Here is a 25,496-nt window from a genome sequence, read left to right as displayed (position 1 = left end):
GTGAGCGCTTTTCCTTGGAATATGGGCATTCATCCGATCAACTGGGTCGGCGAGGACGTACGGGAGCATGGCGAGGAGACGACCTGCGAGCAAATTTTGGACGATATCGTCGCGCTGGGGCTGACGGGCACCGAGATGGGCCGCAAATTCCCGGAGGACCGCGATCGGCTGCGCAAGCTGCTGGACGCGCGAGGCATCCGGCTCGTCTCCCGCTGGAAGTCCGTACTGCTGAGCGATCCGGCTTACCGCGAACGGGAACTCGCGGATTACCGAAAGCACGCCGCGTTTTTGCGCGACATGGGCAGCACGGTCATCAGCACCTGCGAAGTCGGCGGCTCGCTCCATTTCGATCCGCGGCGCACGCCGAACGAGCGCGAGGTGCTGCGGCTCGATGAAGACGGCTGGCGCCATCTGGCCGAAGGGCTGAACGAGGCCGGAAGGGTCGCGCGCGAGCTCGGTCTCAAGCTGACCTACCACCATCACGGCGGCACCGCGATCGAGTCTGCGGAGGAGATCGACCGGCTCATGGACATGACCGACCCCGAAGCCGTATTTCTGCTCTACGATACGGGGCACGCGCTGTACGGCGGGGCGGATCCGCTCGCGCTGCTGCGCAAGCACTACGATCGCATCGCCTACATCCATCTGAAAGACGTGCGTCTGAGCGAGCTCGAAGCGGCGCGCGCCGGCGGCGTAGACTTCGTCACCTGCATCCGCAGAGGCGTATTCACCGTGCCGGGCGACGGCGGCATCGACTTCGGCCCGATCGTGCGGGAGCTGCGGACGCGCGGCTACGACGGCTGGGCGATGCTCGAGGGCGAGCAGGATCCGGCGGCGCACCCTCCGCGCGAATACGCGGCGCGGTCGCTGGCCTATCTGTCGGCGCTAATAAGCGAACAAGAGAAGGAGGAACGGGCATGAGCGCGCAACGCGGCAACGGCAGTAACGTAAGCGGGGGCCGGACGGCGGGTTTGGTGTTGCCGGAAGGACGCGAGTTCGACCTGACGGCGCTCGGACGCCTATGCATCGATCTGAACGCGAACGAGATCAACCGTCCGATGGAGGAGACGCTCACCTTCACGAAGTACGTCGGCGGCTCTCCGGCCAACATCGCGATCGGCGCGAGCCGGCTCGGACTCCGGACGGCGTTCATCGGTAAGCTGGCGGACGACCAGATGGGCCGCTTCATAGAGGGTTACCTGCGGCGCGACGGCATCGATACGCGGGGCGTGTCGACCGACCGGACGGGCGCGGTGACGGGACTCGCTTTTACCGAGATCAAAAGCCCGTCCGATTGCAGCATTCTCATGTACCGGGACAACGTCGCGGACCTGCTGCTCTCTCCGTCCGAGGTGAGCGAGGAGCTGATCGCGCGCAGCCGGCTGCTGCTCCTGTCGGGCACGGCGCTCGCCGCGAGTCCGTCCCGCGAGGCCGCGCTGCTGGCGCTTACCTATGCGCGCAGGCACGGCACCGCCGTCGCCTTCGACATCGATTACCGCCCTTATACGTGGAAGTCCCCGGAAGAGACGGCCGTTTACTACAATCTGGCCGCCGAGAAAAGCGACATCATCGTCGGCACGCGCGAAGAATTCGACAGCATGGAGCGCTTCGAGCATAACCCGGACCGCAGCGACGCGTTCACGGCGTCCAAGTGGTTCGGCCATGCGGCCGGCCTCGTCATCGTCAAGCATGGCAAAGCCGGCTCCGTCGCGTATACCCGGGACGGCGGCGAGCACCGGGCCGTCTCTTACCCCGCGAAGGTCATCAAGACGTTCGGCGCCGGAGATTCTTACGCGGCAGGCTTCCTGTACGGGCTGCTGTCCGGCTGGGCGGTCGATCGCAGCATGTCGTTCGGCAGCGCCGCCGCGAGCATCGTCGTCTCCAGCCACAGCTGCTCCGACGCGATGCCGACGGTACGGCAGGTCGAGGAATATATCGCGCGCTGCGAGCGCGGAGAGATCGTCGCAAATTGACCTTCCATCCTAATAACACAGAAAAGGGGAATCGCATATGGCAAACACGCTGAAAAACTGGATCTCCGGCGAATGGGTCGAGGCATTGGGCGAAGGGACTGAAGCAGTCTTCAATCCCGCGAACGGAGAGGTGCTGGCGCACGTGCCGCTGTCCTCGCGCGAGGATGTGGACCGCGCGGTCGCCGCGGCTGAGGCCGCCTTCAAGGACTGGAGCCGGACGCCCGTGCCGAAGCGCGCGCGCATTCTTTTTAAATACCAGCAGCTGCTGGTCGATCACTGGGAGGAGCTCGCCCGGCTCGTGACGCTCGAGAACGGGAAGAGCTACGCCGAGGCGCACGGCGAAGTGCTGCGCGGCATCGAATGCGTCGAATTCGCGGCGGGCGCGCCTTCGCTCATGATGGGCAAGCAGCTGCCCGACATCGCGACGAATCTCGAATCGGGCATGTACCGTTACCCGATCGGCGTCGTCGGCGGCATCACGCCGTTCAACTTTCCGATGATGGTGCCTTGCTGGATGTTCCCGCTGGCCATCGCTTGCGGCAACGCCTTCGTGCTCAAGCCCTCGGAGCGCACGCCGCTCTTGGCGAACCGTCTCGCCGAGCTGTTCAAGGAAGCGGGCCTGCCGGACGGCGTCCTGAACATCGTGCACGGCGCCCGCGACGTGGTGAATGGCATTCTGGAGCACCCCGGTATCCGCGCGATCTCCTTTGTCGGTTCGCAGCCGGTCGCCGAGTACGTCTATAAGACCGGCACCGCGCACGGCAAACGGGTGCAGGCGCTCGCAGGCGCCAAAAACCATTCGATCGTCCTGCCGGACGCGGACCTGGACCTCGCGGTCAAGGAAATCGTGAGCGCGGCGTTCGGCTCGGCCGGCGAGCGCTGCATGGCCTGCGCCGTCGTCGTCGCGGTCGGCGGCATCGGCGACGAGCTCGTCCGTCGCCTGCGCGAGGCGGCGGACCGGCTCACGATCGGCGACGGCTCGCAGCCGGGCGTGTTCCTCGGGCCGGTCATCCGCGATTCGCACAAGGCGCGCACGGTCGGGTACATCGAAGCCGGCGAGCGCGAAGGCGCGGAGCTGGTGCGCGACGGCCGACTCGACGATGCGGCGCGGGGCGAGGGTTACTTCGTCGGGCCGACGATCTTCGACCGGGTGGGTACGGACATGGCGATCTGGCGGGACGAGATTTTCGCGCCGGTGCTGTCGGTCATGCGGGCCGATACGCTGGAGGCGGCGATCGACATCGCCAACGCGTCCGAGCTCGCGAACGGCGCGTGCCTGTTTACGGCGAACGGTTCGAGCGTTCGGCAGTTCCGCGAGACGATCGATGCGGGCATGCTGGGCATCAATTTGGGCGTGCCGGCGCCGATGGCGTTTTTCCCCTTCTCCGGCTTTAAGAAGTCGTTCTACGGCGATCTGCACGCCAACGGCGGCGACGGCGTCGAGTTCTATACGCGCAAGAAGATGGTCACGGCGCGCTGGTAATCCATATCTACTGACGAAAGGCGATGCGGCATGAGAAAAATCAACATCGGCATCATCGGCATGGGCCGGATCGGCCGGATTCACGCGGACAACCTGCTGCGCGATCCGCAGGCGGCGCTCGTCGCGATCAGCGATCCGTACGCGGGCGAAGAGCTGCGCGAATGGGCTGCGGCCCGAAGCATCGCGATCGCGGACAGCGACGCGCTGCTGGACGATCCGGCGATCGACGCCGTATTCATCTGCTCCTCCACCGACACGCATGTCCCGTTCATCAAACGGGCCGCGGCGAACGGCAAGCATATTTTCTGCGAAAAGCCCGTCAGCATGGATCTATCCGCTACGGAGGAGGCGCTCGAAGCCGTTCGTCTCGCGGGCGTCCAGCTGCAGGTGGGCTTCAATCGCCGGTTCGACCACAACTTCAAGCGCGTCCGCGAGCATGTGCTGGAGGGCGCGGTGGGCGAGTCGCACATGATCCGGATCACCTCCCGGGACCCTTCGCCGCCTCCTGCCGATTATATTAAGGTGTCCGGCGGGATTTACATGGATATGATGATCCACGACTTCGACATGGCGCGTTATTTGTCGGGCCGCGAGGTCGAAGAAGTGTTCGCGCAAGGCGCCGTGTTGATCGATCCGGCGTTCGCGGCGCACGGCGACGTAGATACCGCGATCGTCACGCTGCGCTTCGAGGGCGGCGCGCTCGGCGTCATCGACTGCAGCCGGCAGGCGGCATACGGCTACGACCAGCGCGCGGAAGTGTTCGGTTCCGGCGGCAGCGTAGCGGCGGCCAACGACTATCCGAACACCGCGGTAGTGGCGACGAGGGAAGGCGTGCGGAGCGACAAGCCGCTCCATTTTTTCCTCGAACGCTACAATGGCGCCTATATCGAAGAAACCCGGCAATTCATCGAGTGTCTGCTGAACGGAACGCCGGTGCCGGTGAGCGGCGAAGACGCCTACCGGGCCGAGCGGATCGCGTTGGCTTCCAAGCTGTCGGCCAAGTATAAACGCATCGTGAAGCTGTCCGACCTGGACAGCCTGCGGGAAGGGATGTGAGCGGCATGTCCGATCTGATCGTGCGCCCGTCGCCCGTGCCGGATAAGGATGGACGCCTGCTGTCGGTAACGCCGGCCTCCGCAGGCTGGGACTACGTCGGCTTCGAAGCTTACAGGCTGGAGCCGGGGGCGACGCTGAGCCGCGAAACGGGGGACCGGGAGTTCTGCCTGGTGCTGCTGTCGGGAAAGGCGAATATCGCGACTGCGGACGGGGAGTGGAAGGACGTCGGCGGGAGAATGGACGTGTTCGAAGGCACGCCGCCCTACTCCGTCTATGTGCCGGCGGGCAACCGCTTCGCCGTCGAGGCGCTGACGCCGCTCGAGCTGGCGGTATGCGCCGCGCCCGGCCGGGGAGGCCGCGCCTCGCGCCTCATCGCGCCGGCCGACGTCGGCGCGGAGGTCCGGGGCAGCGGGTCGACGGAGCGCTATATCCACAACATTTTGCCCGAGTCCGAACCGGCCGACAGCCTCCTCGTCGTCGAAGTATTCACGCCGGCCGGCCACTGGTCCAGCTATCCGCCGCACAAGCACGACCGCGACGCGCTGCCGGACGAATCGTTGCTCGAGGAAACGTACTATTTCCGCGTCAAGCCGGAGCAGGGCTTCGCCGTGCAGCGCGTGTACACGGACGACCGCTCGCTCGACGAGACGCTGGCCGTCGGAGACGGGCAGACGGTGCTGGTGCCGAAGGGCTATCACCCGGTCTCCGCGCCGCCCGGCTACGAGGTGTACTATCTCAACGTGATGGCGGGGCCGGAGCGCGTATGGCGGTTCCACAACGATCCCGACCATGCCTGGATCGTAAAGAAAAGCTGACGAGGTGCAGGGATGAAACTCCAATACGACAAGCCTGCGGCCGCCTGGACGGAGGCGCTGCCGCTCGGCAACGGTCGGCTCGGCGCCATGCAGTTCGGCGGCGCGGAGCGCGAGCGGATCGGGCTCAACGAAGATACGCTGTGGTCGGGCTATCCGAGGGAAGTGAACAATCCGGCGGCGCTGCAGGCGCTTCCCCGCGTCCGCGAGCTCGTTCGGGCGGGCAAGTACGCGGAAGCCGATCTCGCCTGCAAAGAGATGATGGGGGCGTACACGCAGTCGTACCTGCCGCTGGGCGATCTCCATCTGCGAATGGGGCACGGGGATATCTGCCGCGATTACCGGCGATCGCTCGATCTGGGCGACGCGGTGTCGCGGGTGGAATACAGCGTCGGCGGCATCCGTTACGCGCGGGAGCTGTTCGCGTCGCATCCGGATCAGGCGCTCGTGCTGCGGCTGACCGCAAGCGAACCCGGCGCGATCGATCTGCACGCGACGCTGGACAGTCCGCTGCGGCATGCGGCCGGCGCCGAGGATGGGCGCCTGGTCATGCGCGGCACGGCGCCGGAGCATGTCGATCCGTCGTACTACGAGACGGATCGGCCGATCGTTTACGCCGACGGCGACGATGCGAAGGCGATGCGGTTCGCCTGCTGCCTGCAAGCGATCGCCTGCGGCGGCTCGGTCAGCGTGGCGGCGGACGGACTGCGCGTACGCGGCGCGAACGCGGTGACGCTGATCGTCGCCGCGGCCACCGGGTTCGCCGGGCCGACGCGCGTGCCGGGCACCGACGGCCGCGATGCGGGGGCGATCGCGATCGCGCTCGCCGGACATGCGGCGGCGCAGCCATACGAAGAGCTCAAGGCTGCGCATATCGCGGATTACCGCGCGTTGTACGATCGGGTGAAGCTGGAGCTGGGCGGCAAGAAAAGAAGCTTTGGTGCCGACGCAGATACGAGCAAGGGAACGGGGGCGGGTTCGGTCGCGCCGACAGGCCTGCCGACGGACGAATGGCTCGCCGCCTATGGCGCAGACGATCCAGACTTCGCCACGCTGCTTTTCCAATATGGCCGTTACCTGCTGATCGCGAGCTCGCGCCCCGGGACGCAGCCCGCCAACTTGCAAGGCATCTGGAACGCTTCGACGCGCCCGCCCTGGAGCAGCAACTGGACGCTGAACATCAACGCCCAGATGAACTATTGGCCCGCTGAGACGGCTAACCTGGCCGAGTGCCACCAGCCGCTGCTCGACTTCATCGGCACGCTGTCCCGCAGCGGGCGGCGGACCGCGCAGCTGCACTATGGCGCGCGCGGCTGGGTCGCCCACCACAACGCGGACATCTGGGGCCATGCGGCGCCGGTCGGCGACTTCGGCCACGGCGACGCCAGCTGGACGATGTGGCCGATGGGCGGCGTCTGGCTCGCCCAGCATCTGTGGGAGCGCTTCGCCTTCGGGCGCGACGAGAAGTATCTGCGGGATACCGCCTACCCGATCATGCGGGATGCGGCGCTGTTCGTCCTCGATTTCCTGATCGAAGACGAGCAGGGCTACCTCGTCACCAATCCGTCCACCTCGCCGGAAAACCGGTTCCTGACGCCGGACGGTCCCGCCAGCGTTTCTATGGCTTCGACGATGGACCTGTCCCTGATCTGGGACTTGTTCACCAACTGCATCGAGGCCGCGCAGGCGCTCGGCATCGACGGGGAATTCGCCGCCGAGCTCGCGCAGGCGAGAGATCGCCTCTGTCCGCTGCGGATCGGCGCGGACGGACGGCTGCAGGAATGGTACCGGGAATTCGAGGAGGAGGACCCGCATCACCGGCATACGTCCCATCTGTTCGGCGTCCACCCGGGCAGGCAGCTCACCGCGCGGGAGACGCCCGAGCTGTTCGCCGCGGCGCGCAAGTCGCTGGAAGTGCGCGGCGACGAGGGCACGGGCTGGAGTCTAGGCTGGAAAATCGCGTTCTGGGCCCGCTTCGGCGACGGCGACCGCGCGCTGCGGCTGCTGAAGCAGCTCACGCGGCTCGTGCGCGAGGACGATCGCGGCCCGCAGCACGGCGGACTCTATCCGAACTTGTTCGATGCGCACCCGCCTTTCCAGATCGACGGCAACTTCGCGGCCACCGCGGGCATCGCGGAGATGCTGGTGCAGTCGCACCAGCCGTTCATCGAGCTGCTGCCTGCGCTGCCGGGCGCCTGGGGCGAAGGCAGCGTCCGGGGCCTCCGGGCCAGGGGCGGCTTCGAAGTCGGCGTCCGGTGGGCGGACGGCAGGCTGCTTGAAGCGACGATCATGTCGCTGTACGGATTGCCTTGCGCCGCAGCGGTATCCGGCGGCGCGCTTCTATCGGTGTCTTCGGACGACGGCATGACGGTTGAGGCTCATCCGTCCGGGGACGGCATCGTCCGTTTCGACACGCGGGAAGGCCGTACGTACACGATCAGACTTTCCTCGGAAGCGTCGCCCATGGAAGGAGGAGCTTCTAAATGAGCGATAAGAGCGAAATGACCGAGCGGAGCGAACGGAGACGACTCATCCTCTTTCTGGACAGCGGCGACACGATCGTCGACGAATCGACGGAGGTGCGGGACGCGGACGGCATCGTCGTCCGAGCCGAGTTGATCCCTGGAGCCGACGTCATGGTGAGGACGCTGCACGAGCAAGGCTTCACGCTGGCGCTCGTAGCGGACGGCGACGCCCAGTCGTTTAAAAATGTCTACAAGCAGCATGGGTTGTACGATTATTTCGATGCGATGATCTATTCGGAGAATATCAAGGCGGTCAAGCCGAGCGCGCGAATGTTCAAGGCGGCGCTCGGCGCGCTCGAGCTCGGCGAGGACGAATGCTGCCGCGTCGCGATGGTCGGCAACAACCTGAGCCGGGACGTCAAAGGCGCCAATGCGCTTGGCATCGCGAGCGTCCATATCGGGTGGACGCCGCGCTATCCGCGCGATCCCGCCGACGAGAGCGAACGGCCGAACTATACGATCGGCGAGCCGCTGGAACTGCTGGAGCTGGCGGAGAGGCTGGATGCGCGCCTAGCCGCAGGGCTCGGCGCCCGGCCGGATGCTCTGCCGGCTCGGACGGAGAACATCCCGTCCGAGGAGCCGCCAGCGCAAGACGGCAGCCCCGCCGACCTGACCTGGCAGACGCTTGCCGCGCGCTACGCGCCGATTCTGCTGCTGGACGAGCGGGAGCCGTTCCGCCCGATTCGAGCGGGCATCGCCGTTTTCCGCGAAAACGGCCCCTCTCCTTCTTTTAACCGGCAAATCGAGTTGGACCGGGACCGGCACGCCTGCGTCATCGAATACGCGATTTATTGGGACTACGACATTCAGCATCTGTACGATCTGGAGCACGTCTGGGTCTACGTCGGCCATAACGGGGAGGTCGTCTCCTGCGAGGCCAGCTTCCACGGCAGACGGCTCCTCGGGCTGAACCGGGACCGCGGCAATCTGGTCGGCGGCCGCCGCGTGCGGCTGTACGTGCAGCCGGGCAAGCACGCGATGGCGCCGATCGAGGACGCGCTGCACCTGCTCCCGGATCTGACGTCCTGCTGCATGGAAGACGCAGGGACGGGCGGCCTGCTGGAGCCCGCGATGTTCGGGGGCGAATTCCGCAGGGGGGCGCCAATCGACGTGGATACCCTCGCAGAGCGGCATTTGCGGGATTTCGGCTTCCGTCCTCGCTTCGACTATTTGCCTTGGGCATGGCCGGCGGACGCGTTCGTCCCCTGGGAAGCGCTGCGCGAAGAGATTCCCGTGCGGATTCGGAGCCTGATCGCCCAAATCGCGGAATAAACCGGACGTCATTGTTCTTTATCCCTTTTCGACAGGCTCCCCATCAGGCAGTACAGGCCAAGTAAAAGCCTGCTGTCGTATGGGGAGCTTTTTCAGAAGATCAGAAGATATAAATTGGGCGCGCTATCCTCGCACCGGAGCTTTCCACCGTCTGGCGGGTTAAGAAGCCTGCATTTGTACATGTATTTTCTGACGATGAGCGACACTTGATAAAATACCTGCAAATGTGCAGGTAAATTCTGAGCACAAGACGGAAATCCGGATGAAGGAGCGAAATAAATGCGTATTTGCATGTTTTAACCTCAAAAAGGTCGACAACGGAAAAATTAGATGTAAATTTGCAGGCATTGTGGCATAGGTAGGACGCTGGCGACGACACGCGAGCCATTACGCCTTTAAAAATCGCCGGCAAAGTGCTGAACACGGACGGCCTCATCTCCAACCTGACGGAAGAAGCTTGCGCCGAGGTGCCGTTCTTCCTCGATGCGAACGGCGTCACGCCGACGCGCTCGGTCCGCTGCCGCCGCAGCTGGCGGCGCTTAACCGTACCAACATCAACATGTCAGTTGCTCGCCGTCGAAGCCGCGCTACTCGATCTGCACAAATCCGCGGAGCTGCCGATCGACCAGATCAAGGCGCTCGCCGACGAGATGCTCGATGCGAACGGCGATATACTACCCGCTTACGTTTAGAAGGGATGGGAGTGTCATGCGGCCTTAGGCTGCGCTGACCTTGAGCAAGCATAAAGAAAAAGCAAGCGCGCGTCCGGTTCATGCCGGATGGTGCTTGCTTTTTGAGCTGCTTGATCAATCGTTAATTACGCCCGCAGCAGATCCGCGAATCCGTCCGCCGTCAGCAGGTTGCCGACATAGAACGGACCGAACTCGCCGTAACGCGCGCTGACCTCGTCGAATCTCATTTCATACACGAGCTTCTTGAACTGCAGCGCCTCGTCCGCGAACAGCGTGACGCCCCACTCCCAGTCGTCGAGCCCGATCGAGCCGGTGATGATCTGCTTGACCTTGCCCGCGTAGTTGCGGCCGATCATGCCGTGGCTGCGCATCAGCGTCTTGCGCTCGTCCATCGAGAGCGAATACCAGTTGTCGCCGAGCAGGCGGCGCTTGTTCATCGGATAGAAGCAAATATGCTTGGACTGCGGCAGGATCGGCTTAAGGCGCGCGGCGACCTCGGGAATCTGCATCGGATCGGACCCCGCCGGCGCGAGATAGCTGCTCAGCTCCACGATGCTCACGTACGAATATTCGGGCTTCGCGAACTTGGCGAAGGCCGAGCGGTTAAACGCGTTCTCGATCGCGTTCAGCTCCTCCAGCGTCTCGCGCAGGTGCATGAACACGAAGTCGGCCTTCTGGCCGACGATCGCGTAGACGGCGAGGCTGCCTTCCTTGCGCGCTTCGGTCGCCCGCCAGTCCGCGATCAGGCCCAGCAGCTCCTGCCGCGCGGTCTCGCGTTCCTCGGGGCTGGCGGCCTTCCAGGCCGTCCAGTCGATCGTGCGGAAGTCGTGCAGCGCGTACCAGCCGTCCAGCGTTTGTGCGGCTTCACTCATTTAGCTTCAACTCTCCTTCTCGTCGTGCCTTGTCCAACATGGCTTTTCCCATTTTAGCGTATATTCGCTCCCTCCGGCAAACGCCGTCGCGTCTCGTGCGTTGACTGTCCTTAAACCGATCTTGTAAACTAATAGAGCACACATCCGACCGGGAGGCTTAACATTTAAGATGAGAGAGATTTTGCAAGAGATTCTCGGTACGCTGCTGTTCTTCGTCTTGTTCTTCGGCATCGGCTTCATCCTGAACATGCTGATCAAGACGACCTGGCTGCCGACTTGGATATATGTGATCGTCGTGCTGCCGCTGGGCGTATGGCATTTCTGGAATCCGGAGCTTAGCGTGCTCGCGTTCATCGGCGTATTCACGCTGCCGTTCCTCGCCGGCATCGGCGGCGCCCTGACGAGCGGGTGGGCGATCCGCGCGCTGCGGCGCGGCGGCTACCGAATGTTCTGATCGAAGCGCGGATATCCGGGAAAACGAGGGACGAGCCATGAAAATCGACAGCCAGGAAATCAAGCGCGTCCTAAAGTTCGCGTCCATCGGCGTGGTGAATACGGGCATCGACATCGCGATATTCGCGGCGCTCGTCTACGCGCTCGACTGGTCGTCGCTGCCGGCGCAATGCGTCTCCTATTTCCTCGCTTTCCTCAATAGCTATTGGTGGAACCGGCGCTGGACGTTCGGCATGCGGGAGCGCGGCAGCGCCAAGGAGCTGATCAAGTTCGGCCTCGTCAACGCGCTATCGTTCTTGTGCGCCACCGGCGTACTGCTCGCCGCGGAGAAGGGGCTCGACCTGTCGCCGATCGTCGCGAAGCTCGTGTCCGTCGCAGCCTCGCTCGCCGTCAACTACGCGGGGAGCAAGCTATGGGTGTTCAGGCAGGCGTCGGAGCTGGGGCGCGAAAATTAAAGTTATAGGAAAAAAGCCGACGGAGCGCATGGCGCGTTCGCGTCGGCTTTTTCATTTAAGCGCGTCGTTCTACGACGATGAAGCAGGTGCTGTCCGGCAGCGGTACGGGGCGCCCCTGTTCGTCGAACAGGGCGACCTTATCCGCCAATGCTTCGGTATATCCTTCCTGCAGGTAGTGGCGCATAACGACGATCTCGGCCTTTTCGCCCAGCGTGTCCCGAATGAAGCGCTCGTACGCGCTCGGCGTGAAGTAGCCGAACTGCTCCTGCACCTCGTGAACGTAGGCTTCTTCGCCCCAAGTATACGTATATAAAAATTCCATGGCGTCGTTGACCGGCAGGACGACTTCCCGATCGTTCAACTGCTCGTAGACGATCTTGCGCCCGGCGAAGTCCCGGCTGTACCGCTCAAGCCAAGCCGGTCCGTCAGGCTTCAGGAACCGGATGACGCGACGCGCGTCCGGCTCGGTCATGATGCCGTCGCGGATGATGATGCGTCCGCCGGTCGAGAGTACGTCGAACGCGCTCTTCAGCGCCGCGGCGACCGTGTCCCGGTTGAATCGCGAGCCATTATAAGGAATGTAGGAGTACAGCTCGTGCAGGATCGAAGAGAAGATGACGGTGTCCACGCTGCCGGCTTCCACGTAGTCCTTGAGCGCCAGAGCATCGCCTTGAAGCACCTCCCAGCCGCGGGCTTCCGCATGCTTTTTGCGGGTCAGCGCTTCGATGACGTTCGCCGAGATGTCGATGCCGACGGCCTTGACGTGCGGCAGCTTTTCCTCCAGCAGGTCCAGCAGCACGCCGCCGCCGGGCCCGATGTCCAGCGCCTTTTCGCCGACGACGTAATCCAGAATGACCTTTTTATAATCGGCCGTGCTGTTCATGTCCGCGAGATAGGTCTCTTCGTTGTGGAAGCGGTCGTAGGCGTCGCGGCGCAGCTCGAACAAGTCGAACAGCAGCAGCACCGCCTTCTCGTAGAGCGACGACTTCTCGGCCTCCACGCAAAAATCGATGAGCTTGTCCGCGGCCGGCGAAAATTCGAAATCAAAAAACAGCGTGTCCGGCAGGCCATCCTTACGGACGAGCCGGTGGCGGAGATGCGGATTGTCGTGCCGTACATCGCCCGTCCGGATGCGGTCCCAGTCCAGCTCGCCCAGATACTTCTCGATAATGCGCTTTTTATAGACGTTGATTTTTTTGCTGCCCTTATAGTCGTAGTACATCGCGTTCATGACATTCTCGAAGCTCACGTGCTTGACTTCTGGCAGCGCTGCGTCGCCTGCGACGATGGCGAACACCTTCAGGAACTGCTCGAGCGAAAAATCCTTGAGCGCGGACTCGACGTACCAGAACGTCTTGGGCTCAAGCGGTTGCAGTGCCGCGAGCAAACCTTGCTCCGGGTCGATCGCGTCGAGCTCGCCCTCGAAGTCCTCGCCCCTGCGGATCGACTGCGTCCGCAGCCGGCGCAGGCGCTCGCGGATCGGCAGCCGTGTCTCGGACGGGTTGCCGGCCGCGATCCGGCGCACGATCGCGGCGACCTCGGGCTCGACCTCCGCCCAGAGCGCCGGGGAGACCGCAGCGATGATGCAGTAGTTCAGCGCGATCAGCAGGCGCTCCCGCTCTTCCGCCGAGGCCAGCGACCGTTCCAGCGCACGCGCCAGCGGGTCGTGGTCCTGCGGCGGCACCTCGCCGCGGAGCTCCTGGCCGACCAGGCCGTGCGTCTCGACGAGCGCGCGAACGAGCTGCGCATGCTCGCCTCCCGGCTTGCCTGCGGCTTCCTGGCGCGCATACAGCTGGGCCGAGCCGATATTGTGCACGCGGAAGTTGATCCCCTGCGCCTGCCAGCTGAGCCGTTCCCGGCGAGAACCGCCTTTGGCCGTCTCGCACCAGGCGAGCGCTTCTTCGACGAGCTCTTTGATCCAATACGAGACCGGCAGTTCGTCCAGCAGCCGCAGGCTTCGCTCCACGTAGTCGAGCACCGGGTTGGACTGCGTCAGCTCGCTGAAGGATGCGATTCGTTCCAGATTGACGACCGGCTCCTCCGAGGAAGCCAGCAGCTTCAGCCAAAGCGGCGCCGCGGACAGCGCCTCCTCGGCATAGGGGGAACGTCGGTAAGCTTCAATGGCCTCCAGCGTCTTCAGCATCGGTTTCACCTCCTGCTTCATCTATAGATATTGCGCCAGCAGCGCGTTGAATCGCTCCAGCAGCAGCTGATCGTCTTCGCTGAAGCGATCCGGCAGCGGGCTGTCGATATCGAGCACGCCGATCAGTTCGCCTGCGGCGTCATAGAGCGGCACGACGATCTCCGATCGCGACGCCGCGTCGCAGGCGATATGCCCTGGGAATGCGTGCACATCCGGCACGCGCAGCGTCTCGCTGCGCGCGGCGGACGTGCCGCACACGCCCTTGCCCAGCGGGATGCGGACGCAGGCGGGCAGGCCCTGGAACGGACCGAGCACCAGTCCGCCGCTATCCCCATCGAGCAGGTAGAAGCCGACCCAGTTGATGTCGTCCAGGTAGCCGCGCAGCAGCGCGGAGGCGTTGGCTAGATTGGCGATGCGGTACGGCTCGTCTTCGATCAGATGCTGCAGCTGCGTCAGCAGCAGCTTCTCGTTTTCCGCTCTCGTGCCGGCATAGGCTTGCGGGTTAAACGTCATTACGAATCATCCTCTCTGATCCGATTATAAAGGATAGCGGGGACGTTCACCAAGACGCCCGCCGGCGTGGACGCGGGCCTGTCGAATCATGCGGGAGACTGGCGACTCGATCGTTTCACTCATGTATTATACGGTTACTCTATGTTAAAATAAGAGAATAATTTAGGTAGAAAGTAGCTATTTTTATAGGAAGTAGGTAGTGTATTTTGGGAACTTGGCTCCGTAAACGCCGGTCGGCTGAAGAAGGCTTCTCGTTAATCGAGGTGTTGGCGGCAATCACGATCCTATCGATCGTTTCTTTGGCCATGACGGCGTTTTTCATACAGGCGATGAGCTACGCGAAGGGGAACCAGAACAAGACGGTGGCGGTGAATCTGGCGCGGAACGCGCTGTTTTTCGTGGAAAAGCAGAGTTTTGAAACGATGAAGGGCTACTTTCTCGACAAAAACTTATTAGCCGAGGACGGGACCGTCACGTTTAACCCGGCAGCTTGTACCGTTAACGGTCCGAGCCGTCCCGTTTGCACTACGCAGATGAACGATCTGCTGCAGCAGGTGCCGACGCTATGGGACGTATTGACGCCCGTAGTGAACGGCAACCGGTATTTTGCAAGCATAACCTACGATCCTTCGATTTTTTCCGACGACAAGAAAGAACTGGCCCCGTACCTGATCCCGGTCAGAATCAGCGTGGTCGATGCCGCCGATCCCGCGGACAAGCGGAGCGCTTCGGAAGTGGAGGGATATATCGCGAATGAAAAGATTCGTTAGAAGAATCCGCGGTGACGAGCGCGGCATGACCTTGATCGAGCTGATTGCTTCCATATCCATTATGTCCATGGCCTTATTGGCTATCTACGGCGTCATTCACTTCGGGTTCAATACCTATCACAAGGTGACGATCGAAAATTCGCTCCGGGACGAAGGGGATCTGATCATGTCGACCGTGATCTCCCAGCTATACGACAAGGGCGCGAAGTCAGTTACCCAGTCCGCGTCGGGCATCGACATCGTCGGAGTTGAAGAAGAAGACACCTTCTCGATTCGGCTCGCGAACGAACAGCTTCAGGTGGTTAATACCAAGACCTCGAGCATCCAGGAAATCGCGACGGACTCCAGGATCGATCAAGACCGCTCGGGCATTACGCTCGTCTGCACGCCGGCCTCGCCGACCTGCGGCAGCGGCAGGGTCGATATCAAACTCGTGCTTTATCAGATGTACGGCGGCAGAAGGCAAGAGCTCGAGCTTGAGAGCCGGTTCGGATTTTGAAGGGGAGGATCAACATGAGGACGCTTCGTCCGCGGGAAGAACGCGGCTCCGCGCTGTTGCTCGTCGTATTTATGGTGCTCGTCTTTACGGTCTTGGGCGTCGCGATTATGGGCGCGACGTTGGGCGGCGCGAAGCGCGCGGAGACGCGCGAGAACGACGTGCAGAGCCTGCACCTGGCCGAGCGCGCATTGAACGAAGCCGCCGCTGAGATCGCGCTCAAGTTCGACAAGAAGGAAGGCGCGATCGATCTGGAGCAGCTGCCGAACGATCTCAAAGAGATCCAGACGAAGGTGAACGGATCGGATACGAAAAGCGGATTGCAAGGCGCGAAGGGCAGAATTTTGGACATCGAACTGCCGGATGCGTATAACACGCAATCTGTCGTAAGCGGCGGCGCGCCGGTGGACAAGGTTGAGCTCCAGATTAAAATTAAGGCCGAGGCGGAGGTCAACGGCGTCAAACGGATTTTGGCGCAGGACATTACGCTCGATTCGTACCCCGAGTTTTTGAAGTACGCGTTCGGCTCGGAGAGCAACGTCAATATCAACGGCGCGCCTTATATTATCGGGGATTTTTACTCGGGGCTGGACTTGCGGGCTAAAAACCAGGCCGAATACCGGTACAATCGGGCGATCGAAGAGAAGGATCAATTCACGCCCTCCCAGTTCCCGACGCTCGACGGAGACATCTACGTTCAAAACGAAAAAAGCATATTGTCCTGTACGGGACCGGATTATTGCGATTATCAGACCGGTTCGAATTATTCGCCGATTCAGCTCGACGGTACCGATAACAGCAAGCTTCAGCTAAAGACCGTCGTCAACAATACGATCGACAATATCGTTTACAGGGACAAGAGTAAGTTCGTATCCGTAAATATTGAAGAATCCTTCCTGGATAAGTTGGCCGAGGCTTCCGGCGACAGCAAGATGGATCGGGACAACCCGACACTCTATCCAGGGATCAAAGATATCAATAAAGGTTCGTTGAACAATTTGGAAGCTGCCTCGGCCTACGCGAGCGAAAGCGCGCATCAACGAATCCAAAGCTTGGCGAACCGTGCCGGTATCATTGACCTTCCCGAGAAGCCGACCTATCCGACGACCGATAAGGAAGACGATATCCAGCAGTATTACGAGGATTTTGCGAACTATCAGCTCTTATTCGCCAGCGGGCAATCGCTGGACAAGACGGCGATTTACGACGGCAGTCTGACGATCAACGGCAATGAACTGCAGCACATGAAGTTCGATCCCGACGTCAAAAACAAACGCGAAATCAACGGTTCGTACATGAAAAGCGCTTGGCTCATCGTCAACGGCAACCTGACGATCGACAATCAGAGCGGGGCGCCGCTCGAAATACTAGGCAATATTCTGGTCAATGGCGACGTTAAAATCAGAGGCAGAGTCAGCATGGACGCGACGATCATCACGCTCGGCAAAGCGACGATCGAGGATGCCGAGATCGCGGGCCTCAAGGTGAACGGCGTAGAGAAAGAGCTGCTGCTGATCGCCAAAGGCAAAATATTTATTAATCGCGTTGATTCGTTCAACACGATCGCATCCCCGTTTGTGAAGAGAGCATCCACTCAAGGCTCGGGCAACCCGCCGCTGCTGAAAGCCTTTTTCTATACCGATTCCGATGCGGAGCTGTACGGCGTCGGTTCCGCTTTCTGGATTCGCGGAGGCTTCTTTGCCAAAGGAGAGCTGACGATCAACGCGGTGCTGGGCAATACGCAAAAGCCTAGTGAAGACGCTACGTATCTAATTCCGGACAATAATCTGAACGGGATCCCGGTCGATGATCAAGATCGGCTGCGGAGCCGCTTTATCATCCAGTACGACGATCAGATTTATGCCAATCAGGCAGTCGGGCTTCCCCGCGTGAAGACGATTAATATGCGGATCGGCAAAAAGCACTTTGCCGACGCCGACAAATAAACATGCAAGGCATAAATTCCAAGCAAAGAGCCCCTCCGACGAGGGGCTCTTTGCTTGCTTCGTATACGTTTAAACTAGTACTTATTGCCGCCGTAAGTCGGCTTGTTCTGTACGGCTGGGAGCACCGAGACGATGACGGAGGCCTTAATCTCCGCGCCGTCGCTAGGTTTGTAGCTGACTGTAACGGTCTCGGTGACAGGATACTTGCTATTGTTTATTTTTGCCGTAATGATTCCGGCATTGTCGACCGTCAAGTTATTTTTGCCTTCGTCGCTCCACTTGAGATTGCCGGCGATCGCATCGTGCACTTGCCCTGATGTCGGCAGGATGCCGAGCTTGTCTACCGTGCTGAGAGGTCCCGGCTTCAGATCGTAGGTCGCTCCCGATGCGATCGAGAGAGACGCTGGCAGGGAGAGCTCGACAATGTTAATGGTAAATACCCGCTTCGCGATGTCGGGACCCGCGTCCGTCTTCCGGTAGGCGACCGTAACGGTCGCGGTGCCCGTCTTGCTCGGAGTCAGGCTGCTGCCGGTCAGCACGGACTTATTGTCGTCCTTGATCGTCCAATGCAGCTTGCTCTTAATGTCCGCAGGCAGCTTTGAGAGCGTATCGTCCTGCAAGAGGTCGATCGCAGGCTGATTCCATCGAACCGTCTTCGAAGTCGCCGGGCCTAGATAGACCGGATCGACGTTCACTTCGATCTTGGCGGTAATGATCGCAACCGCGTCCTTCGGCGCGTAAGTCACGAGAATGACGCCATTACCGGGCTTGTTGTCCGGCGTCTCTCCAGTGACCGTGCCCGTGTTCGATACGGTGAGGTACTGGTTGCCAGACTCGACCGACCAGTGAAGCTGAGGCAGAATCTCGTCGCGGCGCGCCTCGGGCTCGATCTTGATGTGCGAGGCGAGCGATTCGCTCATCGTATTGCCGATCGTGATCGGTCCGTCGAACGACAGCCCGACGACGCGAATATTGACGGTGCCCGAAGCGGTATAATCAGGCGCGGCCGGATTCGCATAGACGGCGCTGATGTGCTCGTTGCCCGCTTGAAGGCCTCTGATGGTGCTGCCGCTTAAACCGACCTTATCCCCGGCGTCCGTATTTGACCAAGTGATATACGGCAATATCGAGCTTCTCCATTCAACAGGCTCGATTCCTAGACTGTCTGACAGATCGAAGTCGTAATTGAGTTCTTCCGACCAGAGCCCGATCGTCAACGTTTCAGGCAGATTGAGATCTACGGGGATGACCTCGACTTGTACGCTCGTATCGATCGATGGGCGCGCCGGATCGGGCCTATAGGATGCAGCAACCGACTCCTTCCCGACACGTTTGCCCGTAGCCGTGCTATTGCTGACCGTGATCGTGCTGTTCGTTACGTCTTCGCTCCAGGTCACTGAGGCCTTAATCTGGGAGTCGAGCGAATCGGGCTTGATGGCCAGCAGATCCTTCAGGTCGACGGTCATGCCGACGGGGATCGTCGCCGTACGGCCGTCGAGCTTAACGACGTTGACGGCAATCGTCTTCGTTATCGTCGTATTGCTGTTTCCCGGCAGGGCGTAAGTCACCGTGATCGTTTCGGAGCCGGGGGCGTTGCCGGTGACAATCCCGGTAGCAGCGTCTACGGATGCATAGGTTCTTCCGGGTTCGTCGCTCCATTTCAGATCCTTTACGATACTCGACGGATTGGCGGTGACGATCGCGCCGTTCAGGTCGTAGCTGCCGCCGACGGCAAGCGTGACGCTATCCTTGAGCGACAGGTCGACCACATGAACGTTTAAGGTCCATTCGGCGATGACCGGCCCATCCGGCTTTTCTCTGTACGACACCGTGATCTTCGACGTGCCCGCTCCCTTGCCGGTCGCTACCCCGTCCTGTCCGACAAGGGCAGTGCCGGCAGCCTCGCTGCTCCAGCTCAGATGCTCCCGGATGCCCGTTTCCAGGCTCCCTGGCAAGACTTGAATCAGTGCGGCCAGATCGATCTTGTCCCCCTTGGCGACAAGTACGTCGGACGGGCCGCTAATGTCCACCACGTTCACTTGGATCGTCTTCTGTATGACGATCGGTCCGCCGTCCGTCTGGCGATACGTCACCGTGACGTTTTCAACGCCTGCAGCCGTGCCGGAGACGATCCCGGTCGATGCGCCGACGGACGCGAAGTTTTTACCCGACTCGTCGGTCCAGGTCAGACGGCTCAGTACCGTCGAACTAACTTCGGCAGGCGCCGCGCCGACCAGCGCTTTGACGTCCAATGTCTTGCCTTTGCCCAACGTAACTTGTTCAGGCACGCTGAGGTCTACGACCGCGACGCGCGTCGATGCGGTGACCGGCGTCGTCTTCGGATTTTTCTGATACGAAGCGCCGACCGTGACGGAGCCGGTCTTTTTGCCGATCACGACGCCGTTGCTTGCTCCTGCCTCGACGATGGCGGCGTCGCCGCTCGTCCACGTCGTATAGCTCTGGATGCTTGTCTTGCTCGCCTCAGGCGTCACGCCGAGCGCGGTATTCCACAGATCCCGCTTCCACTCCGTGCCGAGCCCGATATGAACTTCGGCAGGGAGCGTCAGTTGAATCGGCTGGATGACGGTGACGCGATAGGTCTTGGTATAGGTCTTGTCTTTGCTGGTCGTGGCGACGACCGTGATGTCGATCGGCCCGGCATTGACGCCGGTCAGCGTCTTCTTCATGTCGTCAGCGCCGCTGCCGAGCTCGCCGACCGCGGATTGGCCGGAGCCGACGGACCAGGTGAGCCCGGTCAGCGTCTCGTTCGCCAGGATGAGCTTGGCTTCAAGATTGATCGTGTCGTCGACGTTGACGGTGTTCGGTCCGACGACGTTGATGCCCGGCACGACGACCGTCACGTTCGACACGGCGGTCAGGCCGCTGCCGTCCGTCGCCGTCGCCGTGATCTTGGCCGTGCCTTCGGCGATACCCTTGATGACGCCTTTGGCGTCGACCGTGACGAGTTCGGGATGATCGGTCGTCCAGGTCAGCGTTTTGTTGGACGTATCGTCAGGACCGATGACAGGCGCCAGGATCGACTCGTCGCCTTTCGCGATGACCGTGTCCGGTAGACTCAGGCTAGCCATTTTGGTGACCGCTTGAATCTGATAAGGCTGGAACTGCAGGCTGCGTTCGATATCCTTGGTGACGATGGCCCCGTTTACGTAGAAGTCCGTAAAGTTGAGATACGAATTGTCGAGCAGGTAGCTGCCGTTCTGCTTCGGCGTGGCCTTCACCGTGAAGCTGACCGGGTCGGCGATGAAGTTTTTGCGGTCCGGGCTCAGTCGGTATTGGATGTCGGCCAGCGAGCCGGTCAGCTTGTAGCCTGACGCAAGCGTGCCGGCCACGGCCGGATTCAGCAGCAGCGGCGATGCGTCGGCCGCGATCACTTCTAGATTGGCAGGCAGCTTCTCGTCCAGCTTGAAGTTCTTGATGAGCAAGTCGTCTGCGCTGATGCCGTTTTGATAAGGAATATTTTTCGGCGTGATCGTGTACGTCATCGTAAAAGGCACGTTCTTTTCAATCTGGTTGTTCACGACGTTGGCGGAGAGCGTACGGGTCAGATCCACGTTGGCGGTCACCTTTACGACTTTGGTCGTGATCGTCTGGGTCGTGCTGGCGCCGCTTTTGTCCCTCGCCGTGACGTAGATAACCAGGTCGCCGCCGTTCGGCAGCGGATTGTCGTACGATTCGGTGACGATCTCGCCGGTTTTGACGTCGGTGTACGCTTTGACCTGCCTTTCGGTCCAGGCGTCCGAGGCGGTAGCCCGGTACTTAAACGTGACGGCCGTACTAAGCGAGCGGTCGATGACGTCGTAGTCCTGCGGCGTATAGCTGAGCAGCACCTTGTTGTACGACGGAATGATCTTGCCGGTATCCGCGTAGTTCGTAGGCGTGCTGACGTTCACAATCGGCGCATGGTTCGATCCGATAAACGCCCGGTACATCGTATTGACGAACAGGCGCTGCTCCCAATCGGGGAAATCGTGGTTCGTATGTCCGGTACCGGAGTAGGTGACGTTGCCGTACGAGTACGTATAATAGTGGTTCCAGCTGTCGTCGTCGTCCCGCGGACCGCCCGTGATGTTGTACCACGGGATCAAATTCGGATCTTCGAGCTTCAGGCCGAAGTACTGGTCATGCGTCGTGTTGACCTGCGTGATGACGCTGCTGATGTTGAACGGGAATCGGGTCAGCAGGCCGTCGTTCACCTTTTTGGTCGTCGTCGATTGGTTCGGCGCATTGAGACCCATATTGGTCATCGGACTTAATTGGCCCGTCGCCGTCTGGAAGTAGCTGATCCAATTCGAGCTGCCCTGGTAGATGGTATCGTGCGTGAACATGACGCTTTGTCCCGTGGCGATATAAGCATTGACTGCGGCGGCGGCCGTTGCGCTGATGTTGGCGCCGCCGTTGTAGGAGTCCGCGAAGCCGAAGATCAGCATGTCGTAGTAACCGTTGAGCTTGGTGTAGCCGCTGTTGTTGAAGTTGTTCATGGACATGACCGTGATGGCGATCTCGTAGTCTTCCGTCTTGAGATAGCTTTGATTCATGTTGTTGCTCTTGAGCAGGCTGCTGGTCGTGTCCGCGTTGCTGGTCACGACCTGCAGGACGTTGATCTTCGTGACCTCGTCGCGGAACCGGAGGACGCCGCTTTGGATATCCTTCAGCTTGCTGCCTTGATCGACGAGCTCAAGCTTCCAATAGTGAACGCCGGAGTAGCCTTTGGGCAGGCGGAAGGTGAGCGTATTGCCGGTCGTGGACGTCACGGGCTGCGAGACGATCAGGTTGTTCGAATCGAACTTCAGCACGCTGTCGATGCCGATATACAGGTTGGCGGTCATGCTCCGCTGGGCGATATTGCCGACATTGGCTACGTCGAACGTATAGGTGAGCGTATCCCCTGCCACGTATATTTGATTCTGGTTGACGGTATAATCGATCGGTTTGCCCGTTACGACAAGGCGCGGCCGTTCGGCGGCGCGGTTGATCAGATCGGTCTTCGTCAGAAAATTGCCGGCGCTATCTATGCTCGAATCGCCGACAAAAATCACGTTGCTCTTGTTCGAGGCGGGGACGAACTTATCGCCTGACCCGGAAAGGGCGGTCGCGTAAGGCAACAGAGCGGCATTCAGAATGCCCGCTTTATTTTGGTATAGGGCGCCGCTTGATGAAGAACTCGTTTTCTGGCTATAGACGATGACGGGCAGCCCGCGATCGATATAGTATTTCTGGATTTCTCCCATTTTTAAATTCGTGATGTCGTTCATGATGCTTTTCGTATCGTGGTTCTGGCCGCTGGTAGAGACGAGCGTGGCGTTGTAGGCGCCTTTCCCGATGTAAATGGCATCGTAGCGACCGTCGAGCTCGTCCCGCTGCGCGACGAATTGCTTCATCCGGATGGAGTCGATCTTGATGACCGGATTGTTGTAGCCGCCCAGAATGGGCAACAGATCCGACGTGCCGTCGTCCGTGATTTCAAGCACGCGGATTTCTTGCTTGGAGGAGGCGGGAGAGACGTCGATGATATTGAATTTCTGTTTGGCATCCGTCGCCGCGTCGCTATTGGCTTTAATCGTAGTCGTGGCATTATTGCCATTGTTAGGGGAAGAGGTCGTTAAATACTTGCTATTCGAAAGGGATTTTAAAGTAAACGCGCTGCCGGAAGATTCTTTTTTGAAGGTCTCGGTCATTTTGACCGCAGTTGCAGTAGCGGTTAAATCGTTGGTCCCGCTGGCCGTGACGAACATGCCGTTCGCCTGCGCGCGCAGCGAGACGGTGCCGTCGCCCCAATCGGTCATAACGAATTTGGCCGCGGCTCCTGTTCCGAGTTGCAATTGCGAGCCATTCAAAACGACGTTCTGAACGGCATTGCTTGGCGTCGTTCCGGTGAGCGTAACGATCGTGTACGTAGCCGCATGCGAATGAGCCGGCCCAAGTCCGGTTAGCGGCAAGCCTCCAAAGATTAGAACCGTCGCCATTGCCAAGCTCAACCATTTCCGAACTCGCGACATCTTATTTCCCCCTAGCGATTTTATCTAGACACGATAGCTGAATAAGTGAGTTGAAAAAGTCGATTTGTCAATAAATAGGATGATAGACCTAGAACTCTCCTAAACGATTTTACCATATTCTTCTGAAAAATTACTGAACAAATTTCATGTCGGGTTTTGGATAATTATGCCACAAAAAGCTGCTTGTCTTTTCATTATACGACGAGATATAATCCTTCTGAGAAAAAACTTGGAAAAATGTCGAGTGGTATCATTTATTTCACTGGAAATTCCTAAGCCATTAAACATATAAATGCAGGACTATAGGACTAGTGTCAGGGGTGATCGGATTGGCGATCGTGAAGAAGAGATTGGGAGACTTGCTGGTCGAGAGCCAGATCATCTCCGAGGCGCAGCTTCAGGAAGCGCTCCAGGAGCAGCGCAAGACGAAGCAGAAGCTGGGCGACCTGCTCATCACGCAGGGCTACATCAACGAGCAGCAGCTGATCGAAGTGCTCGAATTCCAGCTCGGCATCCCGCATGTCAGCCTCTTCAAATATCAGATCGAGCCTTCCATCACGCAGATCCTTCCCGAAGCGCTGGCGAGGCGTTATCAGGCGATCCCGATCCATAAGGAAGGCGGCAAGCTGCTCGTCGCGATGGCGGATCCGCTCGATTACTTCGCGATCGAAGAGATGCGGATGAGCACGGGGTTCCGGATCGAGCCCGCCATTACGAGCCGGGACGAGCTCAACCGCGCGATCGCCCGCCACTACGGCCTTCAGGATTCGATGAGCCAGATCATGGGCGAGCTCCCGACGACGCAGGAAGAGATTCGCGAGACCGAGATTACCAACGAAGACTCTCCCGTCGTGCGCCTCGTCAACCAGATGATTCAACAGGCGATGCAGCTGCGGGTATCGGACATACACGTCGATCCCGGCGAGGCGAGCGTGTCGATCCGATACCGGCTGGACGGCGTGCTTCGGACGGAACGGACGATCCCGAAGCAGATGCAGGGCTTTATTACCGCTCGTCTCAAGATCATGGCCAGATTGAACATCGCCGAACGGCGATTGCCCCAGGACGGCCGGATGAAGATGACGTTCGACAATCGGACGATCGACATCCGGGTCTCCTCGCTGCCGACGATTCACGGGGAAAAGATCGTGCTTCGGCTCCTGGATCTCAGTACCGGGGTGAAGTCGATCGACCTGCTCGGCTTCGGCAAACGCAACCAGGCTATTTTCCGGGAAATGATCGAACGCCCGTACGGCATTCTGCTCATCACCGGACCGACCGGCAGCGGCAAGACGACGACGCTCTACTCCGCGCTGAACCATTTGAACCAGGAAGCCGCCAACATCATCACGGTCGAAGATCCGGTCGAATACCAGCTCGAAGGCATCAATCAGGTCCATGTCAATCCGACCATCGGGTTGACGTTCGCGGCCGGCCTTCGCTCCATCCTTCGTCAGGATCCGAACATCGTCATGGTGGGCGAGATCCGGGATACGGAGACGGCAGAGATCGCGATCCGCGCCTCGCTAACGGGACATCTCGTGCTGTCCACGCTGCACACGAACGACGCGATCAGCACGGTGACTCGGCTGCGCGACATGGGCGTGGAGCCCTACTTAGTCGCTTCGTCGCTCATCGGGGTCGTCGCCCAGCGGCTCGTGCGCCGCATCTGTCCAGAGTGCAAGACCGAGCAGGCGCCGACCGAGCAGGAGGCGATGCTGCTCCAAGGACGCGGCCTGCAGGCGGACAAGCTCCATGTGGGCAAGGGCTGCGGCAACTGCAACAAGACGGGCTACCGGGGACGCGTCGCCATTCACGAAGTGCTGGGCATGAACGACGCGCTGCGGCGGATGGTCTCGGAGAACGCGACCGTAGAGGAGCTTCGGACCGCGGCGGCGGAGCAGGGCATGATCGGCCTGATGGACGACGGCTTCGCCAAGGTGCTCGGCGGCATCACGACGCTTCAGGAAGTAATCCGCGAGACTGTCGCCTATTAGGGAAAGGGGGAAGATGATGAC

General features: G+C 60.6%; 18 protein-coding genes. 14 read left to right on the top strand and 4 right to left on the bottom strand.

Features of this window, described 5'->3' with window-relative positions:
- The 8 genes from iolE to BM235_RS06070 all read left to right on the top strand — a co-directional run bounded on the left by iolE (window position 1) and on the right by BM235_RS06070 (window position 9,813).
- The gene (gene iolE, locus BM235_RS06110) at window positions 1-921 is read left to right on the top strand and encodes a myo-inosose-2 dehydratase (RefSeq protein WP_090110584.1); all 921 of its coding nucleotides are present in this window, start codon (window positions 1-3) and stop codon (window positions 919-921) included.
- Entirely contained in the window at window positions 918-1,973 is a 1,056-nt protein-coding gene (gene iolC / locus BM235_RS06105; RefSeq protein WP_090110582.1) for a 5-dehydro-2-deoxygluconokinase, read from the top strand. The genes iolE and iolC overlap by 4 nt, the downstream gene beginning before the upstream one ends.
- Window positions 1,974-2,010: 37 nt before the next feature.
- On the top strand, window positions 2,011-3,456 hold the full coding sequence (locus BM235_RS06100; protein WP_090110580.1) for a CoA-acylating methylmalonate-semialdehyde dehydrogenase: 1,446 nt from the start codon (window positions 2,011-2,013) through the stop codon (window positions 3,454-3,456).
- A gap of 30 nt (window positions 3,457-3,486) precedes the next feature.
- Window positions 3,487-4,512: an inositol 2-dehydrogenase gene (gene iolG, locus BM235_RS06095; protein ID WP_090110577.1), complete on the top strand. Its 1,026-nt coding sequence runs from the start codon at window positions 3,487-3,489 to the stop codon at window positions 4,510-4,512.
- Between the two features lie 5 nt (window positions 4,513-4,517).
- Window positions 4,518-5,327 carry a 5-deoxy-glucuronate isomerase gene (gene iolB / locus BM235_RS06090; RefSeq protein WP_090110575.1) on the top strand — a complete coding sequence of 270 codons (810 nt, stop codon included), beginning with the start codon at window positions 4,518-4,520 and terminating at the stop codon, window positions 5,325-5,327.
- Window positions 5,328-5,339: 12 nt separating this feature from the next.
- Window positions 5,340-7,811: a glycoside hydrolase family 95 protein gene (locus BM235_RS06085; protein WP_090110573.1), complete on the top strand. Its 2,472-nt coding sequence runs from the start codon at window positions 5,340-5,342 to the stop codon at window positions 7,809-7,811.
- Entirely contained in the window at window positions 7,808-9,121 is a 1,314-nt protein-coding gene (locus BM235_RS32460) for an HAD family hydrolase (RefSeq protein ID WP_255374086.1), read from the top strand. The genes BM235_RS06085 and BM235_RS32460 overlap by 4 nt, the downstream gene beginning before the upstream one ends.
- A gap of 386 nt (window positions 9,122-9,507) precedes the next feature.
- A complete protein-coding gene (locus tag BM235_RS06070; RefSeq protein ID WP_090110571.1) occupies window positions 9,508-9,813 on the top strand; it encodes a family 4 glycosyl hydrolase in 306 nt (101 codons plus the stop codon).
- Between the two features lie 125 nt (window positions 9,814-9,938).
- Here BM235_RS06070 and hemQ read toward each other — a convergent pair whose 3' ends face one another.
- Entirely contained in the window at window positions 9,939-10,685 is a 747-nt protein-coding gene (gene hemQ / locus BM235_RS06065; protein ID WP_090110569.1) for a hydrogen peroxide-dependent heme synthase, read from the bottom strand.
- A gap of 169 nt (window positions 10,686-10,854) precedes the next feature.
- Between hemQ and BM235_RS06060 the strand changes: the two genes are divergently transcribed.
- Window positions 10,855-11,139 (top strand): YuiB family protein, encoded by a 285-nt coding sequence (locus BM235_RS06060; protein ID WP_090110567.1) that lies wholly within the window; start codon window positions 10,855-10,857, stop codon window positions 11,137-11,139.
- 37 nt (window positions 11,140-11,176) lie between these two features.
- Window positions 11,177-11,593: a GtrA family protein gene (locus tag BM235_RS06055; protein WP_090110565.1), complete on the top strand. Its 417-nt coding sequence runs from the start codon at window positions 11,177-11,179 to the stop codon at window positions 11,591-11,593.
- Window positions 11,594-11,648: 55 nt separating this feature from the next.
- Here BM235_RS06055 and BM235_RS06050 read toward each other — a convergent pair whose 3' ends face one another.
- A complete protein-coding gene (locus BM235_RS06050) occupies window positions 11,649-13,736 on the bottom strand; it encodes a class I SAM-dependent methyltransferase (RefSeq protein WP_090110563.1) in 2,088 nt (695 codons plus the stop codon).
- A 21-nt stretch (window positions 13,737-13,757) separates the two neighbouring features.
- Window positions 13,758-14,249 carry a GAF domain-containing protein gene (locus tag BM235_RS06045; RefSeq protein WP_090110561.1) on the bottom strand — a complete coding sequence of 164 codons (492 nt, stop codon included), beginning with the start codon at window positions 14,247-14,249 and terminating at the stop codon, window positions 13,758-13,760.
- 206 nt (window positions 14,250-14,455) lie between these two features.
- On the opposite strand from BM235_RS06045, the gene BM235_RS06040 reads away from it, so the two are divergent.
- Genes BM235_RS06040 through BM235_RS06030 form a run of 3 tightly spaced genes read left to right on the top strand, consistent with a single transcriptional unit; the run spans window position 14,456 to window position 17,461 of the window.
- Window positions 14,456-15,019 (top strand): type IV pilus modification PilV family protein, encoded by a 564-nt coding sequence (locus BM235_RS06040; protein WP_158543892.1) that lies wholly within the window; start codon window positions 14,456-14,458, stop codon window positions 15,017-15,019.
- Entirely contained in the window at window positions 15,003-15,518 is a 516-nt protein-coding gene (locus BM235_RS06035; RefSeq protein ID WP_158543893.1) for a prepilin-type N-terminal cleavage/methylation domain-containing protein, read from the top strand. Before BM235_RS06040 ends, BM235_RS06035 begins: the two co-directional genes overlap by 17 nt.
- Window positions 15,519-15,532: 14 nt before the next feature.
- Complete coding sequence (locus BM235_RS06030) at window positions 15,533-17,461, top strand: hypothetical protein (RefSeq protein WP_090110553.1); 1,929 nt, start codon at window positions 15,533-15,535, stop codon at window positions 17,459-17,461.
- Between the two features lie 74 nt (window positions 17,462-17,535).
- Here BM235_RS06030 and BM235_RS06025 read toward each other — a convergent pair whose 3' ends face one another.
- A complete protein-coding gene (locus tag BM235_RS06025) occupies window positions 17,536-23,478 on the bottom strand; it encodes an Ig-like domain-containing protein (protein ID WP_090110551.1) in 5,943 nt (1,980 codons plus the stop codon).
- Between the two features lie 329 nt (window positions 23,479-23,807).
- Here BM235_RS06025 and BM235_RS06020 point away from each other — a divergent pair, with 329 nt between their 5' ends.
- Window positions 23,808-25,475, top strand: a complete 1,668-nt coding sequence (locus BM235_RS06020; protein WP_090110549.1) for a GspE/PulE family protein — start codon at window positions 23,808-23,810, stop codon at window positions 25,473-25,475.
- The last annotated feature ends 21 nt before the right edge of the window (window positions 25,476-25,496 follow it).

Origin of the sequence: Cohnella sp. OV330, assembly GCF_900112065.1 — a bacterium.
In the GTDB taxonomy this organism is placed as follows: Bacteria; Bacillota; Bacilli; order Paenibacillales; family Paenibacillaceae; genus Cohnella.
Note: the sequence above shows the minus strand (reverse complement) of the source record. Positions and strands in the feature narration are given on the sequence as shown.

Bases quoted from the DNA above. Each gene is read 5' to 3' on its own strand.
- BM235_RS06055 (WP_090110565.1), top strand. From the start codon at position 11,177: ATGAAAATCGACAGCCAGGAAATCAAGCGCGTCCTAAAGTTCGCGTCC.
- BM235_RS06035 (WP_158543893.1), top strand. From the start codon at position 15,003: ATGAAAAGATTCGTTAGAAGAATCCGCGGTGACGAGCGCGGCATGACC.
- iolB (WP_090110575.1), top strand. From the start codon at position 4,518: ATGTCCGATCTGATCGTGCGCCCGTCGCCCGTGCCGGATAAGGATGGA.
- BM235_RS32460 (WP_255374086.1), top strand. From the start codon at position 7,808: ATGAGCGATAAGAGCGAAATGACCGAGCGGAGCGAACGGAGACGACTC.
- BM235_RS06045 (WP_090110561.1), bottom strand. From the start codon at position 14,249: ATGACGTTTAACCCGCAAGCCTATGCCGGCACGAGAGCGGAAAACGAG.
- BM235_RS06025 (WP_090110551.1), bottom strand. From the start codon at position 23,478: ATGTCGCGAGTTCGGAAATGGTTGAGCTTGGCAATGGCGACGGTTCTA.
- BM235_RS06050 (WP_090110563.1), bottom strand. From the start codon at position 13,736: ATGCTGAAGACGCTGGAGGCCATTGAAGCTTACCGACGTTCCCCCTAT.
- iolC (WP_090110582.1), top strand. From the start codon at position 918: ATGAGCGCGCAACGCGGCAACGGCAGTAACGTAAGCGGGGGCCGGACG.
- BM235_RS06060 (WP_090110567.1), top strand. From the start codon at position 10,855: ATGAGAGAGATTTTGCAAGAGATTCTCGGTACGCTGCTGTTCTTCGTC.
- BM235_RS06030 (WP_090110553.1), top strand. From the start codon at position 15,533: ATGAGGACGCTTCGTCCGCGGGAAGAACGCGGCTCCGCGCTGTTGCTC.
- BM235_RS06085 (WP_090110573.1), top strand. From the start codon at position 5,340: ATGAAACTCCAATACGACAAGCCTGCGGCCGCCTGGACGGAGGCGCTG.
- BM235_RS06100 (WP_090110580.1), top strand. From the start codon at position 2,011: ATGGCAAACACGCTGAAAAACTGGATCTCCGGCGAATGGGTCGAGGCA.
- hemQ (WP_090110569.1), bottom strand. From the start codon at position 10,685: ATGAGTGAAGCCGCACAAACGCTGGACGGCTGGTACGCGCTGCACGAC.
- iolG (WP_090110577.1), top strand. From the start codon at position 3,487: ATGAGAAAAATCAACATCGGCATCATCGGCATGGGCCGGATCGGCCGG.